The organism is Enterococcus sp. ZJ1622 (assembly GCF_011038845.1).
Classification (GTDB): domain Bacteria; phylum Bacillota; class Bacilli; order Lactobacillales; family Enterococcaceae; genus Enterococcus_B.
Map to the genome: position 1 here is coordinate 229,195 of NZ_JAAKDW010000002.1, position 14,552 is coordinate 243,746.

Genomic DNA, 14,552 nt, shown 5'->3' on the forward strand with positions numbered 1-14,552 from the left:
ATACGTTTTTGTTTGTTGAACAGTTGATTATTTCCGTTGCTGTTTTCCGGCATTACGCCCTTTACCGCTTGGCGTGTTTTTTGGCTGTTTGATTTGTTTTGTTGCTTGTTTATTGTCAGCTGACTTCGCTGATTCTGTTACATCTTTTCTTGGAGTGACGACTTGTTTTGGCGGATTTTGTTTTAATTCTTCCGCAACCTGCGCTTTTAGACGAGGTTTCATAATAACATTTGTAATGAAGGTCTGCAGACAGCTGAATACACCGCCGACTACCCAGTAAAGTGTGACACCAGCTGGCGCGCTGATCGACATGAAGACGATCATAGCAGGAGAGACGATCAGCATTGTACGCATCGTTTTTTTCTGTTCTTCAGGAATCCCGATCGTTGAGATATAGCCTTGGAGCAGATAAGCGATACCGGCAATAGCTACAAGTACTAGGCTTGGTGAGCCAAGATCGATGCCGTAAAAAGATGACTCTCTGATTCCTTCTGTGTAACGGGCAGTAAAGTATAGTGCAGAAAAAATCGGCATTTGGATCAAAAGCGGCAGACAGCCGATTCCGCCAGTCATACTTAAGCCATTTTCACGATAAACTTGTTGCATTTCGGCTTGAGCAGCCATTTGCTCTTCCCGAGTGGTCGCAGCTTTTAATTTTTGCTGAGCAGCTTCTACTTGCGGTTTCAATGCTTGCATTTTTTCGGATTGGATCATTGTTTTTTTTGATTGACTGATACCTAGAGGCAGGATGATGATACGAACGATCACTGTCATGAAAATGACAGCCCATCCATACGACCAATCGAAATTCTCTACCAGATATGTAATCGCTTGTCCCATTGGGTGGACCAATACACGGTAGACGATCCCAGATGTGTCAGGGTTTCCATTTGAGTCCATTCGCACACAGCCAGATAAAAAAAGCATGATCGTTACGAGTCCGGAACCCAATAACCAATTTTTCCATTTATTCATCGAATACTTCCTCTTCTATAATTTTTACACAAGCTTAACTATACTAAAAAAACCAAGATAATTCAATTGACTTCATAGAAAATTCATAGAAATATTTGCTCTTTGATCCTGATGTTTTTTTAGCAAATAGTTGAAGAAACAACAATGATTAAAAAATGCCAGTTATTTTTCTGTAGGGAGAAAAAATCAAGGAAAAATACTTGTAGTCGATCGCAAGCCATTTTTCCTTGAGAAGTAACTATTTAAAAAAAGTTTCAAAATAGGAGAAGCTATTTTCACTGTCTAACCTTGATGATTGATGCAGAACAGCTTTCTCACAACCTTATCCCACGATATCAAATTTCTTCCGCTCTTCCATCATCGGATTTTCCTGCAGATCAACATATTGCACGCGACCACTTGGACTTGGCGATTTTTTCACTTCATCGATAAACTTTTGGATGTTTTCATTGCTACCAGCTGCTTCGATCGTTACGGAACCGTCTTCTTCATTTTTTACTGTGCCGGTTATCTGCAGCTGATCAGCGACCATCTTGGTCATATAGCGGAAACCGACTCCTTGTACGCGACCTTGCACATTCATTTTGATTTTTTGCATGTTCGTCACCTTTCTTTCCTGTCTCTGTAAATTAATGATACCGATTTTTTTAGAATCAAACAAGCTCGAACCTCTATTCCATGTTATAATCAGGTGAGGTGAAGAAAATGAAAGAGATACGCTCAGCAAAAAATGCACGAATCAAAGAAATAAAAAAATTACATAAGAAAAAATATCGGGAAGAAATGAAGGAATATCTGCTCGAAGGTTTCCATCTGCTGGAAGAAGCGGTAGATGCTCAAGCAAAAGTAAATGAGATCTTTGTGACGGAACGCGGAAACAAGGAATGGGGAAGCTGGCTGACTGCACATGACGAGCTACCGGTTTGTCTGGTCTCAGATGAAGTGATGGACACGGTTTCTGACTTGCCGACACCTCAAGGGATCATGGCTGTGATGGAGATGGAGCGCGCTGATCTCCAAGAATTTTCCGGAGGCTGGTTAGTGCTGGACAACGTACAAGATCCTGGGAATGTCGGTACGATGATACGGACCGCAGATGCTTTTGGTCTATCTGGTGTGCTTTTAGGTAAAGGAACCGCTGATATTTATAGTACGAAAGTATTACGAAGCATGCAGGGAAGCAATTATCATCTCCCAGTTCTGCAAGAGGACCTAGTGCAAGCCATTCCTAAGATGAAAAAGAATGGTTTTGCCGTTTACGGGACAGAATTGAATGAAGAAGCCTATCAGTTGAACGAGGTGGAGCCAGCTCAAAACTATGCAGTCATCATGGGGAACGAAGGACAAGGAGTCAGCAAAGAAATCTTGGCTTTGACAGATAAGAATATCTATATCCCGATCAAAGGAAATGCAGAATCGCTGAACGTAGGCGTGGCTGCCGGGATCATGCTGTACCACTTTTCTTTATGATTAAGGAACTATTAAGCTTTCTTTATTTCTATCAACCTCTCTAGAATAATCCGAACGCTGGTGGTATACTAGAACCAATTTCAGAAGCAAATGAAATTCAAAAAAGGTGGCAGATCGATAATTATGACAGAAAAATGGCGTGAAGACGAAGAATATATGTCTTATGTAGAAGATCTTTTAGAAACAGATGCAGTGAAAAAACTAGCGAATTATACACAACATGTCCATTCGACACGACTGGAACATTCCATTAGTGTTTCTTATTATAGCTATCTGCTTGCAAAAAAATGGGGCGGAAATGCCAAAGCGACTGCTCGTGCCGGGCTTTTGCATGATTTGTTCTACTATGATTGGCGGACAACGAAATTCGATGAAGGAACACATGCTTATGTGCATCCTAGGATTGCTGTGAAGAATGCCGAGAAAATCACCGAGTTATCCGACTTGGAACGAGATATTATCTTGAAGCACATGTGGGGTGCAACGATTGCTCCTCCTAAATATAAAGAAGGCTACATCGTCACATTCGTGGACAAATATTGCGCAGTCAAAGAAGCAGCTCAACCGATGTCAGCAAGCATGCGCAAGAGATGGCAGCGATACTTCGGAAAAGAATTCAGTGAAAAATCGATCGATTTGATCGAACACAAAAAATAGGCAAATGTTTTTCCTGAGACTTCTCTTGATGTTAGAGAAGTCTCAGGATTTTTTATCGTCTGACAATAGCTGTTTGACTAATGAGGTGAAATAAGGTTTACTTTTATTGATGGAACATCGTACATAAAGAAGTGAAATGGATTTAAGGGGGTGATGATAAGGTGCATAAGGTATCTTATTTAAAAGAGACGAGTACTGCAAATTAACGCATACTTTGTCGAAGCTCACTTTTTTCTTCAAAGTATGAGACTTTTGAAAGAAGAAAGGACGAATAATCATGAAACAAACCATCCAACCGTACCAATATTATTTTATCAAACGAGAAGTAGATCAGCTGCTAAATGCGTACTCATCTGTGAACGATCCGAAAACCGTGCAGACGGTCCAAGCCTTAGCTGCCGAAAAAATCCATGCGATGCTAGAAACCGAAATCCCAGAAATAGAAGCGTTCTTGACAGCTGTTTTGGATGTCAAATTAAAAAAAGAAAAAGCAGAACGTCTTTTAGAGGAACTGAAAGAGATCGTCCTTCCATTTGAGCAGCCGTCCAAAATCCAGATCGAGAAATTATTCCGAAAAGTGAAAAAGCTAAAACAACCTGATTGGAAAGAGTTTGATCTGCGTGAGCACACGTATATTGGCTGGAATGATCCGGGTAGCCAGAAGAAATTCCTCGTTTATTATGAAGATGAGCAGCTGAAAGGGATCAGCGGGACACTTTCACCCACAATCACTAAAGGAATCTGTGCTATCTGCCAAAAAACATCGAATGTCTCCTTGTTTTTATCTACAACCAAATCCGGATCAGAAGGCACGTATACGAAAAAAGGAAATTATATCTGCCACGATAGTCAGCAGTGTAACCATCAATTAGTGAAATTAGCTCCTTTTTATGAATTTGCCGAACGTGTAAAAAGAGAACGATAATTTTATTGTTTTTTTCAGAAAAATATGCTATCTTTATTTAGAAGTGAATAGGTGATGGTGTTCGCCTTTAAATGCTAACGAAAGATAGCTAATGACGCCTACTAAAGTCCGGGGACAACCCCTTTCTTTAGTAGGCGTTTTTTTATTGAGGAGGAATTAAAATGGAAAAACAATTACCCAGTCCAGCAAGGATTTTGCTGTATATGGCAAAATGGTTACTGATCACTGCCGTTTTAGGTGCTTTTATGGGGAGTCTCTCTGCTTTCTTTTTGGAAAGTCTAACGTTCGTGACTGATATTCGATTGGCACATACTTGGCTATTGTTTCTTTTGCCGATCAGTGGTGCTTTATTTGCTTATCTTTATACGTATCATGGTGGGCTTTCCAGTCGAGGGAATAATTTGGTGATCGATCAGGGAAATGGCGGAGAGGAAAAAATTCCTTTGCGGCTCATACCACTTACCTTGTTCGGGACGATCACGACGCATTTATTTGGCGGTTCGGTCGGTCGTGAAGGGACAGCTGTGCAAATGGGGGGCGCTTTAGCAGACAACGTTGCGAGAGGACTGAAGTTGAACAAGATCGAACGTGATATTTTGATCATCAGTGGGATCAGCGCAGGGTTCAGTTCTGTATTTGGTACACCTTTAGCAGGAACATTGTTCGGATTAGAAGTTCTAGCGATCGGCAAAATCCGAACAGAAGCGATTTTCCCAAGTTTTTTTGCCGCTGTTTTTGCTGATCTTGTCACAAAAAGTTTTGGCGTGCAGCATCTCCACTATCAAATGGGGAAGATCCCCGCGTGGAGTATCGGTCTTTTCTTCAAGCTGATCGTAGCAGGGATCGCATTTGGGATTATTGGCTGGGTTTTCAGCCGATCCATCGTGTTTTTGAAGGCTCGCTATGCGCAATGGATACCGAATCCAGTTTGGAGGAATTTCATTGGAGGTGCAGTAGTAGTGGCTGCAGCTTTGATGTTACAGACGCAACGTTATCTTGGATTGAGTCTTCCTTTACTTCAAGAAGCTTTCAATAATGAGGCGCATGTTTATGATTTTATTGGCAAGCTGTTCTTCACTGTCATATCATTAGGGGCAGGTTATCAAGGTGGCGAAGTCACACCATTGTTTGAGATCGGTGCGACATTAGGTGCTGCTCTAGCTCCGCTATTGCAGTTGTCAGTTCCCTTTTTAGCAGGGCTTGGTTTTATCGGCGTTTTCTCAGGAGCGACAAATACACCGATTGCTTGTTTTGTCATGGGGATTGAATTGTTCGGGGATCAAGCCGCCGTGTATTTCTTTATGATCTGTCTGATCAGCTTTATGTGTTCAGGAAACAGCGGGATTTATTCCGCGCAACAAGTAGCCGTGAAAAAAGGTATTTTGTTTTTGCCGACATTTGGCAAAAGAAAATGAGAAAGAGGAGGTGTGACAAATGTCTTGTCACACCTCCTTTTTCGAATCTTATTTCTTGACGCTGAATACTTCTTCCACCATCACTTTTTAAAAGATCAAAGTAATGAGGGATAAGCATGCAGCTGCGGCGACAATCAAACCGCAAATGATCATATGTCTTTTCTTGTTCATCACCAAGACGGCGATGTATTCTCTCAAAAATGCGTTAGGTAAGTAATAAAAAGCCGTTTTTGCGCCGATACCATTTGCTTTCAGCTTTGCTTGACGGGCATATAATCCTGCGCGGAAAATATGATAGTTGTTCGAACTGAAGATTGCACGGTAAGGTCCCTTTTGACGCTGATCCATGATTTCTTTTGAAAATCGCATGTTTTCCAGCGTAGTCGTAGAATTCGTTTCGACAAGGATATCTCTTTCCGGGATTCCTTGTTCCAATGCATACTGTTTCATAGCGATCGCTTCAGGTATCTTCTCATCTGGTCCCTGACCGCCAGACATCAGTAGAATCGGCGGGTTCAAAGTCGCTCGGCTTTGGGCACGATAAAAGGCAATGGCTTTGTTGATCCGTTTTGCGAGTAGCGGGGATACTTTTTCTCCATCGATCAGCCCTGCACCTAACACGACGATGTAGTCTTGATTATATCTTGGGCGATTGAATTGATACAAAAATGAAACCGTCAAAAAATTATAGAAGACGATAAACAGATAAAACAAGATAAATGGGATCGCAGACAAGAAAACATTGATCCATTCAGGAAGATATTTCAGCAGGAAAAAATCGACGATCAAAAATAACGTCAAAAACAATCCCAGCAATAAAGTCAAGAGATTCGCCAATGAATGCGATTCTCTCTTTAAAACGGTGATGCCATTCCAAAACAGAAAGACGATCAAAGCATAGATCCCGAACAAAAAGACCAGCAGGAGGGGAATAGCGATCAAAGCGAATAATCCGCCGAGGAACACATTCTGGGTTTCAAATAATAGCGTGATCAGATAAATACCAAAGCTGATCAAAAATACGTTAAATAAAAGTCCATTGATTAATCTTCGTTTTTCGGTAAAATACGAAAAAGCAAAAATACTGAAAAACAGCAATGGGATCAGGAAATAATACGTGGAATAAAAAATCTCCAGCACAACAAAATACATCAGAAGAAGCGTGAATGTCCACGTACTGCTGTAAAAGAACAGAGAAGGATCTTTCTGACGCTTTCTCCAATAAATGATTCCTGACATACCTATAAGATAGAGACCTAAAAAGATCATGTCTCTGACAAAATTCATAGATTCAACTCCTTTTTCTGTTTCCAGTATAACGAAAAATGAGAAAAAAAGCTTTGAAAAAAAACTAAAAAAAGCATCTTTCCGTAGAAAGATACTTTTTTGATGGTTTAGAATAAATTATTGAAAAAATCAGCTACGTGACGCCAGCCGATCACAAAAATATTTGCCTTTTCTACTGATTTTGTCGTGATGATCTCAGTAGAAGGGACTTTACTATCTTCCAAGTAACCTAACGAATCATCTGACAAGGTAATCGACGCGTTGCCGATCGCTGTTCCTTTATCGATGGGTGCATCTACTTGGTTGTCAGTCACTTTCTTCTTATCAAGTGAAGGTGTGATCGTTAATTTTCCTGTATCCATCCCATTATGGACCCAAACTTTTACAGGGTTTTTCAATACGACAGGGACAGTGGTTTCTTTTCCGTCTTTGACATCGATTGTTTTCAGACTTGGGATACTTGCATTTGCTTTCCCGATTTCTTTTTCAGACCAGTTGTCATAACAATAGTCCATCAAACGAGAAGTTTCATTGAAACGAGCACTTGGGTTTTCCGCATGTCCATCTGCATTGAGTACAACAGTGATGATACGGTGGTTGTCTTTATTGATCGTGCCGACAAAGCAAGCACCAGCAAATTCAGTCGTTCCTGTTTTCAATCCGTCAACGCCTTCTTTGTAATTGACGAATCCAGGGAGCATCCAGTTCCAGTTCACCATTTCTACTGGAGATTGTGTATTTTCACCAAACATTTGTGTCGTGGTGCTTGTGACTTTCAAGCTTTCTGGGAAATCTAAAATCAAATGACGCGCAACGATCGCTACGTCTTTTGCAGACATTTGATTTTCGTCAGTTTCACCCGTTCCTTCTGGGCGGTTTTGACCCAGATAGGAATTATTCAAGCCGGACGCATTCACGATCACAGCATCCTTGATTCCCCAATCTTTCAATTGCGCTTGCATTTTCTCGATGAATTTTGCTTCGCTACCGGAAATTTTTTCAGCTAGAGCGACCATCGAAGCATTGGCTGACTGGATAAAGGCAGAATCGAATAATTCTTTTACCGTATAGGTGTTCTCTTTGTGTAAAGGAACATTGGATAGATCAGGTGTCACACTTAACGCTTCGGCATAATCCGAAATCGGCACTTGATCCTCCCAAGATAGCTTTCCTTGTTTCACCTGATCGAGTACGATGTACAACCCGATGATTTTTGTAACGGAGGCGATCCCCATCGCTTTCTCGCCGTCTTGATCATATAAAATCTTCCCGCTCTGGGCATCTACAGCAAACGCTGCTTTCGCATTCACTTTGAACGCATCGTCTGCCTGGACAGTGACTGTCGGTAAAAACGGAGCCACGCACAAAATAAGGCTAGCCAGCAGCAGGACGAATCGTGTTTTTTTTATGGACATATCCGATCTCCTTGTATTTTCATTTCTTTCACTACAAACTAAAATTCTATCAGAGTGCAGGAGGAGTTTCAATGTTTCTGAAAAAAACTTTAGGAGAATCTCCGTATCTGTCTGTCAGAGGAAAGTCACTGATCCTCTTTATGTACTTTTACGGGAATCGGCTGTGTGTCATTTTCCAATAATCGGGATGCACTGAAGACCAGTAAACTGATAATGCTCATCAAACTGAAAATCATGATCAATTGCATGAGATACACCTCTTTTCTATCTTTTCTTTATTATAACAAAATTAATTGAAGTTTTTTTGAAAAACAGGAAAAGATATGTGCAAACGATGAATAAAAGATAAAATATTTTTTAAAAAAGAAAGGAGGGATGAATCCGCTTTATTATCCGGATACGTTTTATTGTATGTAAAAAAAGGGTTGTGGTAGACTTTATATAGAGACATAAGGAATGATTTTTTAGGAGGGGTACGTTTATGGCAAAAATGGATAAAGAGGTATTGACGAAATTAACTTCAGAAGACGCTAAGGGACCATTTGTCACGATCATGCTGAATACGCATGTCGCACACCAGGATGTAGAAAAAGATCAGATCAAATTCAAAAATTTTGCAAAAGAAGCAAAAAAACGTTTTGATAAGAAATACGCAGAACACGACTGGTCTCCATTCCAAGAAAAAATCGACAGTCTGTTAGGTGATCCTTCCTTTTGGCGAAGCGGGACAACAAGTGTTGCGGTCATTCTGACAGCAGATCAAACGTATATCCATCGTTTAAGCATACCGGTAGATGATCAGTATTATGTGAGCGATCTGCCTTATCTGCTTGCGATCATCAAAAATGGCCAGTTCAATTACTCTTACTATCTACTCGGCTTGAATCGCGATTCGATGAAGCTATATGAAGTCAGCAACAAGCAAGTCAAAGAAGTGGCCTTGCCAGAAGGATCACCGGTCGATGTTGTGACTGCTTTAGGTTCTGAATTAACCGGTGGCGAATTGAACTTTTCTTCAAACGGCGGAGGTAGTGCAAGAGATGGCGTTACTTTCCATGGAGTGAATCCGAAAGACGAAGAAGTAGAGATCGACTGGGTGAATTATTATCAAGCAGTTGACGCGTATCTAAAAGATTCCTTTGATAATCCGGAAGAATGGCCAATTTATTTATTTGCTTTGCCAGAAAACCAGACGATGTTCAAAAAAATCGCTAAAAATCCTTATTATTGTTCAGATGCGGCTATCTCTGCTTCTCCAGCGCAATCGACATTGCGAGATGTCGAAGAAGGGGCGAAAAAATTATCGAGTGAATTAGCAGCACAAGAGTCCGCTAGTTATAACAAATTGATGGACAAGAAATTTATCGATCAACTAGTGGATATCGTCCCAGCAGCAAAAGAAGGGAAAATCTCTCACTTATTTATTGCTACATCGAATCTAGCAGACGGATTCGGCGAAGACCCAGAAACCGAGTATGATCGACGTCAAGTCTTGAATGCTCTGGCAGATGACGTGATCACGAATGGTGGACAAGTATTTATCTTGGACCAACATGACGCACCAGATGAAAAGAGTCTTGTGGCGATCCTTCGGTATTGATGGGATTGTGTAATCAGCGCTTTGATCTGAACCAATGCCGAAGTTCAGCTGATTGAACACCGCTTATTGAGAGGTCGTGAACACGCCACTTAACTTTGAGGAGCGAATGTTGCATCATCGAATCACTGATGAAAATTTTCAATATTTTATATTTAAAAACAAAACAGGGACCGCAACAGTTTTAAGTTGCAGTCTCTGTTTTGCTGTGTAGTGACGATTTTGATGTGAAAACAAACTTTTATGAGAAAAATAAAAATAACGCATGTGTTTATTATAAAATCTGGTTAGAAAGAGAAATAAATGCTAACTGGAGGTTATATATGAAAAGAATATTGATAGGATGTACTCTTTCATTGATCATCAGCTTGTCATGTTCTGGCGGGGCGGAGGCAGGAGAATTACATGAGGGAAACCAACAGGAAAAACAGCAGTGTTCTAACGTTTCTGTCTTGACGCGAGTTCTGCCTGAAACTTATGAGTGCTCGCTTCAACCGAGGTTCGGCTATTTTTGGCACTGTTCGACATGTGATTACGAAAGCTGCTGGCATATTTTTTCTTCTTCAGCTACGGCTTTTGCACGTTCTCATATGCGTACCCATGAAAATCATCAATGTATGGTTTATGAGGGGTGATCGGCCATGACAAAAAAATCAAAAGTGATCGCTGCTCTGGTGTTTATTTTTATTTCTCTGATCGTGACAGTAGTAGGTTGTACCAAATATCAGCAGCAAAATTCGACGTTAAAGAGAAACCGGACAACTGTTGTGATGCGTGCAAAAAGGCACCTGCTCGATGGTTGATCCACTGCTTGTTTTGCGGGAAAAACAGAAAAAAAGTGGAAAATACTGGTAATTTTGTAAACGGTATGATATATTAAAAATGTAGTTTTTGTTCGGTAATCTGTGGTAGCTTGTTTCAAATAAACATCTTCCAGATATACACCATTCAAGTAATTGCAAAATATGTGTTGAAACACAAGGAGGATTTTTATTATGGAAACAGGTACAGTAAAATGGTTTAACTCAGAAAAAGGATTTGGATTCATCACTGCAGAAAACGGAAACGATGTATTCGTTCATTTCTCAGCTATCCAAGGCGACGGATTCAAAACTTTAGAAGAAGGCCAAACAGTTAACTTTGAAGTTGAAGAAGGCCAACGTGGACCTCAAGCTACAAACGTTACTAAAGCTTAATTAACCAATACGAGAATAAAAGTCCAGCTATCTGTTACTGACAGTGTGCTGGGCTTTTTTGTGTGAAGAAATTTAAAAAGAAATGAGGAAGCGTTGAAAGGCTGGTTGATTTTGTTCTTCTGAGCTTAGAGATCAAGACGCTGCTTTCATCCTCTTCATTTCAAGGGAGAGTATTTTTTCTTACTTTGTAGTATAATTTCAAAAGAACAGTAGAGGCAAGAGAAGAGGAAGATATTTTGAAACCAAGAACTTATGCAGTCGTAGATATCGAAACGACTGGGACGAACCCAAAAGAAGATCGGATCATCCAATTTGGCTGCGTCATGATTGAAGCAGGTCGAATGACTGCGCGTTATTCGATCGATATTAATCCAGGGCGGAAGATTTCAAAACAAATCCAGCATTTGACAGGTATCACGAATCAACGCGTCCAAAAAGCACCTTACTTTGAAGATGTGGCACAAACGATCTATCATCTTCTGGCAGATACGGTCTTTGTCGCACACAATATTTATTTTGATTATAATTTTCTCAACCATGAGCTGGTTCGCTGCGGGGTATCTCCTTTGAAAATCCCCGGTATCGATACGGTAGAACTGGCACAGATTTTCTTGCCTGAAGAACCAAGTTTTCGATTGGCAGATTTGTCAGAGAGTCTTGGTTTTATCCATGAGAACCCTCACCAGGCAGACAGTGACGCTGAGGTGACAGGTCAGCTGCTTTTATTGATCGAAGAACGGATGCGGAAGCTGCCGTTCGTGACGCTGGAACAGATTGCCCGTTTGAGTACGCCGACAGGGATGGATACAAGTACTTTTATCCAAAGAGTGATTGACGAAATGCGGCAGCAACCTGAAGCGCTCGATGCAGATCTAGAAATTATTGACGGGATCGCTTTACAGAAAAAACAAGTGGAATTATTTACGGCTGTTCATTATGGAGAGAAGAACTACCCAAGAAAGAAACAGGCAAAAGAAAAAGTATTCGGAAAAACTTTGATGTATCGAAAAGAACAAAACCGATTGATGAATGCTGTCTACGATCATTTCACAAAGGATGAAGCAAAAGACCTGATGATCGAAGCCGCGACTGGGATGGGAAAAACAATCGGCTATCTTCTTCCTCTGAGTTATTTGGCGACACCGGAAAAACCCGCAATCATCAGCACGGTTTCTCTTGTTTTGCAGCAGCAGATCATCGAGAAAGATATCCCTTTGCTGAATCAGCTGCTGGACCAGCCTATTCAAGCTACGATCATCAAAAGCTATAGACATTATATCGATCTGCAGCGATTCAAAGCGACACTAGTACAGCCGCCCGAGCAAAAGCAGTATGCCTTGTATCAAATGGCTGTCTTGGTCTGGCTGACGCAAACGAAAACAGGAGATCTGGACGAATTGCACTTGACCAATTTGAAGCATCCGTTTTTTTCTGATATCGCTCATCGGGGAACAGCATTTTTAGCTAAGGATCAACCGTTTTACGAACAGGATTTTGTTCGCTATTTGAAAAAGAAAGTGGAACAGAGCAACTTTTTGATCGTGAACCATGCATTTTTAGTGCAGGAAACTCAAAGAAAAGAGCCGTTGCTGCCAGCAAGTCCTTATTTGCTGATTGATGAAGCCCATCATTTGCCGGAAATTGCTGAAAAAGTGAATGACCGGCGACTAAGTATTTCTTATTTTTATAAACATATCCAGCAGCTTGGCGAAGCCAATCAGTTGTTTGATCGGATAGAAAGCTATCTAACAACTGATCATGAAGCGTCACGCTGGCTGAAAATCTATCAAGAGGAATTGACCGCTCTTTGTGAATCGCTGATCCGCCTGTCAGAAGGACTAAATGACTTGAAGCAGCAAGAGGTTCCAGCAGGCCAATATCCAGAAGAAATGATGATCACGAAGGAGCAGCTTGATGGACTCCCTCTTGAAACTGGGACGGCGATCGATCATTTACAGCTGTTCTATCAAGAGATCCAGCAGCTGCATACACAATTACGTGCCAGACTCGAGATGATCCAGGAGAGTTGGACAGGTCAGATGAGGATCGATTTGGCCAGCTTATATGGCTTGTTTGATCAATTGGATCAGCAAGCTGTCTTCATGGAGCAATGGCTATTCGATTGGCGAGAGAACTTGATCCACTGGTTTATCCCAGGGGGGAATCCGCAGCAGGCGGTTTTCCATCTGCATGATTTCAAAGCGGCCTTACTTCCTTCCACAGTCTGGTATCCTCGATATACACGTATCTTATATATCGGTGGTACGCTGAAGATCGGTCCGAATCGCCATTATCTATCAAAACGTCTAGGCATCGAGGGAGCTCCGCTGAAAGTGATCGCATCACCCTATGATTATGAAAAACAGGCACGGATCTATGTACCAAAAGAAGCCCCGGCAGTCAACCAGGTAAGCAATCAAGAGTATGTCGATTATTTGACAGATACTTTGACTGGACTGATCAAACAGGAAGAACGCCCCATTCTGGTATTATTTACCTCTCATGATATCTTGCAGAAAGTGTATCAGAACATGCATATGTCGATGCTGGAACAAGGAAGAGAGATATTAGCCCAAGGATTCGGCGGAAGCCGTGAAAAATTGCTGAAGCGATTCATACTGTCAGATAAAAGTGTCTTGTTCGGCGCTGACAGCTTCTGGGAAGGAGTAGACCTCCCTGGGGATGCGCTACAGATCGTCGTCGTCACTCGACTGCCATTTGACAATCCGCTACGGCCAATGGTCAAAGCAAGGAATGCCTATCTGGAATCAGAAGGGATCAGTCCTTTTTATCAGGAATCTGTACCGAAAGCTGCATTGAAATTGAGACAAGCTTTGGGAAGACTGATACGTACAGAAGAAGATAGAGGCGTCTTGCTTATTTTGGATCGACGGTTATTCACTGCCAAATATGGCGCGAGAATCATCCATGCATTACCTAAAAAAGTAGCAATCAGGGAGCAGACGATAGAAGAGATCTATCAGGATATCCATGAATTCTTAAAGAAAAACGAAGAATAAACTTGTAGTGGCCGACTTTTTAAAAAGCTAAAATCTGTTATAATAAATAGGAATGAATATAAAGGAGCGACGATCCTTGAAGAAAGAAACAACCAAAGAAAAAACAATTAATCGCGTATTGCTCGGATTGATCATCTTTTTATTAGCTGTGATCGTCTTAAGCTCGATCTTTTATCTGCGTTCCAGTCGTCCGGCTATGCAAGCGAAAAAAGAAGCAATAGAAATTGCTGAAAAATATGCAAATATGGACGAAGTGGATCACTTTTATTGGTTTACGCGCAAAAAAACGTATTTTTCACTGACTGGTACAAATGACAAAGGAAAAGAAATTGCTGTGATCATTCCTAAATCTGGAGAAAAAATCAAAGTTTTGGATCAGGCAAAAGGGCTGACGGAAAAAGAAGCGAAAGAAAAAATCGCTGAAACACATCCTGGCATCCAAATCGAAAAAGCGTCTCTTGGGATGTATGACGAAAAAGCTGTCTGGGAAATCACAGGAAAAGAAAATGACGGCAAACTGAATTACTATCTGATTGCCTTCGATTCAGGAGATGAAGTGAAGACAATCAAGGGAATTTAACGGATAAAGGAATGG

At 41.1% G+C, this 14,552-nt stretch carries 14 protein-coding genes and 1 riboswitch; of the genes, 10 read left to right on the forward strand and 4 right to left on the reverse strand.

The window, feature by feature from the left end:
- Nucleotides 1-27 precede the first annotated feature (27 nt).
- Together yidC and G7Y42_RS02930 are read right to left on the reverse strand one after the other, a co-directional pair.
- A complete protein-coding gene (gene yidC, locus G7Y42_RS02925; RefSeq protein WP_165003476.1) occupies nucleotides 28-975 on the reverse strand; it encodes a membrane protein insertase YidC in 948 nt (315 codons plus the stop codon).
- A 322-nt stretch (nucleotides 976-1,297) separates the two neighbouring features.
- Entirely contained in the window at nucleotides 1,298-1,573 is a 276-nt protein-coding gene (locus tag G7Y42_RS02930; RefSeq protein WP_165003916.1) for an acylphosphatase, read from the reverse strand.
- A 107-nt stretch (nucleotides 1,574-1,680) separates the two neighbouring features.
- Between G7Y42_RS02930 and G7Y42_RS02935 the strand changes: the two genes are divergently transcribed.
- From G7Y42_RS02935 to G7Y42_RS02950, 4 genes are all read left to right on the forward strand, one after another.
- A complete protein-coding gene (locus G7Y42_RS02935) occupies nucleotides 1,681-2,445 on the forward strand; it encodes an RNA methyltransferase (protein WP_165003474.1) in 765 nt (254 codons plus the stop codon).
- 123 nt (nucleotides 2,446-2,568) lie between these two features.
- Nucleotides 2,569-3,102 carry an HD domain-containing protein gene (locus G7Y42_RS02940; RefSeq protein WP_165003472.1) on the forward strand — a complete coding sequence of 178 codons (534 nt, stop codon included), beginning with the start codon at nucleotides 2,569-2,571 and terminating at the stop codon, nucleotides 3,100-3,102.
- 277 nt (nucleotides 3,103-3,379) lie between these two features.
- Nucleotides 3,380-4,027 (forward strand): FusB/FusC family EF-G-binding protein, encoded by a 648-nt coding sequence (locus G7Y42_RS02945; protein ID WP_165003470.1) that lies wholly within the window; start codon nucleotides 3,380-3,382, stop codon nucleotides 4,025-4,027.
- Between the two features lie 41 nt (nucleotides 4,028-4,068).
- Nucleotides 4,069-4,135: riboswitch (Fluoride riboswitch) on the forward strand.
- A 53-nt stretch (nucleotides 4,136-4,188) separates the two neighbouring features.
- Nucleotides 4,189-5,442, forward strand: a complete 1,254-nt coding sequence (locus tag G7Y42_RS02950; RefSeq protein WP_165003468.1) for a voltage-gated chloride channel family protein — start codon at nucleotides 4,189-4,191, stop codon at nucleotides 5,440-5,442.
- An 87-nt stretch (nucleotides 5,443-5,529) separates the two neighbouring features.
- On the opposite strand, the gene G7Y42_RS02955 is transcribed toward G7Y42_RS02950, so the two are convergent.
- On the reverse strand, nucleotides 5,530-6,729 hold the full coding sequence (locus tag G7Y42_RS02955; protein WP_165003466.1) for a YdcF family protein: 1,200 nt from the start codon (nucleotides 6,727-6,729) through the stop codon (nucleotides 5,530-5,532).
- A gap of 107 nt (nucleotides 6,730-6,836) precedes the next feature.
- The gene (locus G7Y42_RS02960; protein WP_165003464.1) at nucleotides 6,837-8,144 is read right to left on the reverse strand and encodes a serine hydrolase; all 1,308 of its coding nucleotides are present in this window, start codon (nucleotides 8,142-8,144) and stop codon (nucleotides 6,837-6,839) included.
- A gap of 481 nt (nucleotides 8,145-8,625) precedes the next feature.
- On the opposite strand from G7Y42_RS02960, the gene G7Y42_RS02965 reads away from it, so the two are divergent.
- From G7Y42_RS02965 to G7Y42_RS02990, 6 genes are all read left to right on the forward strand, one after another.
- Nucleotides 8,626-9,744 (forward strand): hypothetical protein, encoded by a 1,119-nt coding sequence (locus tag G7Y42_RS02965; RefSeq protein WP_165003462.1) that lies wholly within the window; start codon nucleotides 8,626-8,628, stop codon nucleotides 9,742-9,744.
- 320 nt (nucleotides 9,745-10,064) lie between these two features.
- Nucleotides 10,065-10,376 carry a hypothetical protein gene (locus G7Y42_RS02970; RefSeq protein WP_165003460.1) on the forward strand — a complete coding sequence of 104 codons (312 nt, stop codon included), beginning with the start codon at nucleotides 10,065-10,067 and terminating at the stop codon, nucleotides 10,374-10,376.
- Nucleotides 10,377-10,382: 6 nt separating this feature from the next.
- A complete protein-coding gene (locus G7Y42_RS02975) occupies nucleotides 10,383-10,544 on the forward strand; it encodes a hypothetical protein (protein ID WP_165003458.1) in 162 nt (53 codons plus the stop codon).
- 192 nt (nucleotides 10,545-10,736) lie between these two features.
- Nucleotides 10,737-10,937 (forward strand): cold-shock protein, encoded by a 201-nt coding sequence (locus G7Y42_RS02980; protein ID WP_165003457.1) that lies wholly within the window; start codon nucleotides 10,737-10,739, stop codon nucleotides 10,935-10,937.
- A 236-nt stretch (nucleotides 10,938-11,173) separates the two neighbouring features.
- Nucleotides 11,174-13,957, forward strand: a complete 2,784-nt coding sequence (locus tag G7Y42_RS02985) for a helicase C-terminal domain-containing protein (RefSeq protein ID WP_165003454.1) — start codon at nucleotides 11,174-11,176, stop codon at nucleotides 13,955-13,957.
- A gap of 52 nt (nucleotides 13,958-14,009) precedes the next feature.
- A complete protein-coding gene (locus tag G7Y42_RS02990) occupies nucleotides 14,010-14,537 on the forward strand; it encodes a DUF5590 domain-containing protein (protein ID WP_165003452.1) in 528 nt (175 codons plus the stop codon).
- The last annotated feature ends 15 nt before the right edge of the window (nucleotides 14,538-14,552 follow it).

Excerpts from the sequence above, each read along its gene's own strand:
- G7Y42_RS02955 (WP_165003466.1), bottom strand. The coding sequence starts at position 6,729 with ATGAATTTTGTCAGAGACATGATCTTTTTAGGTCTCTATCTTATAGGT.
- G7Y42_RS02950 (WP_165003468.1), top strand. The coding sequence starts at position 4,189 with ATGGAAAAACAATTACCCAGTCCAGCAAGGATTTTGCTGTATATGGCA.
- G7Y42_RS02975 (WP_165003458.1), top strand. The coding sequence starts at position 10,383 with ATGACAAAAAAATCAAAAGTGATCGCTGCTCTGGTGTTTATTTTTATT.
- G7Y42_RS02970 (WP_165003460.1), top strand. The coding sequence starts at position 10,065 with ATGAAAAGAATATTGATAGGATGTACTCTTTCATTGATCATCAGCTTG.
- G7Y42_RS02990 (WP_165003452.1), top strand. The coding sequence starts at position 14,010 with ATGAATATAAAGGAGCGACGATCCTTGAAGAAAGAAACAACCAAAGAA.
- yidC (WP_165003476.1), bottom strand. The coding sequence starts at position 975 with ATGAATAAATGGAAAAATTGGTTATTGGGTTCCGGACTCGTAACGATC.
- G7Y42_RS02960 (WP_165003464.1), bottom strand. The coding sequence starts at position 8,144 with ATGTCCATAAAAAAAACACGATTCGTCCTGCTGCTGGCTAGCCTTATT.
- G7Y42_RS02930 (WP_165003916.1), bottom strand. The coding sequence starts at position 1,573 with ATGCAAAAAATCAAAATGAATGTGCAAGGTCGCGTACAAGGAGTCGGT.
- G7Y42_RS02945 (WP_165003470.1), top strand. The coding sequence starts at position 3,380 with ATGAAACAAACCATCCAACCGTACCAATATTATTTTATCAAACGAGAA.
- G7Y42_RS02935 (WP_165003474.1), top strand. The coding sequence starts at position 1,681 with ATGAAAGAGATACGCTCAGCAAAAAATGCACGAATCAAAGAAATAAAA.
- G7Y42_RS02980 (WP_165003457.1), top strand. The coding sequence starts at position 10,737 with ATGGAAACAGGTACAGTAAAATGGTTTAACTCAGAAAAAGGATTTGGA.
- G7Y42_RS02965 (WP_165003462.1), top strand. The coding sequence starts at position 8,626 with ATGGCAAAAATGGATAAAGAGGTATTGACGAAATTAACTTCAGAAGAC.
- G7Y42_RS02940 (WP_165003472.1), top strand. The coding sequence starts at position 2,569 with ATGACAGAAAAATGGCGTGAAGACGAAGAATATATGTCTTATGTAGAA.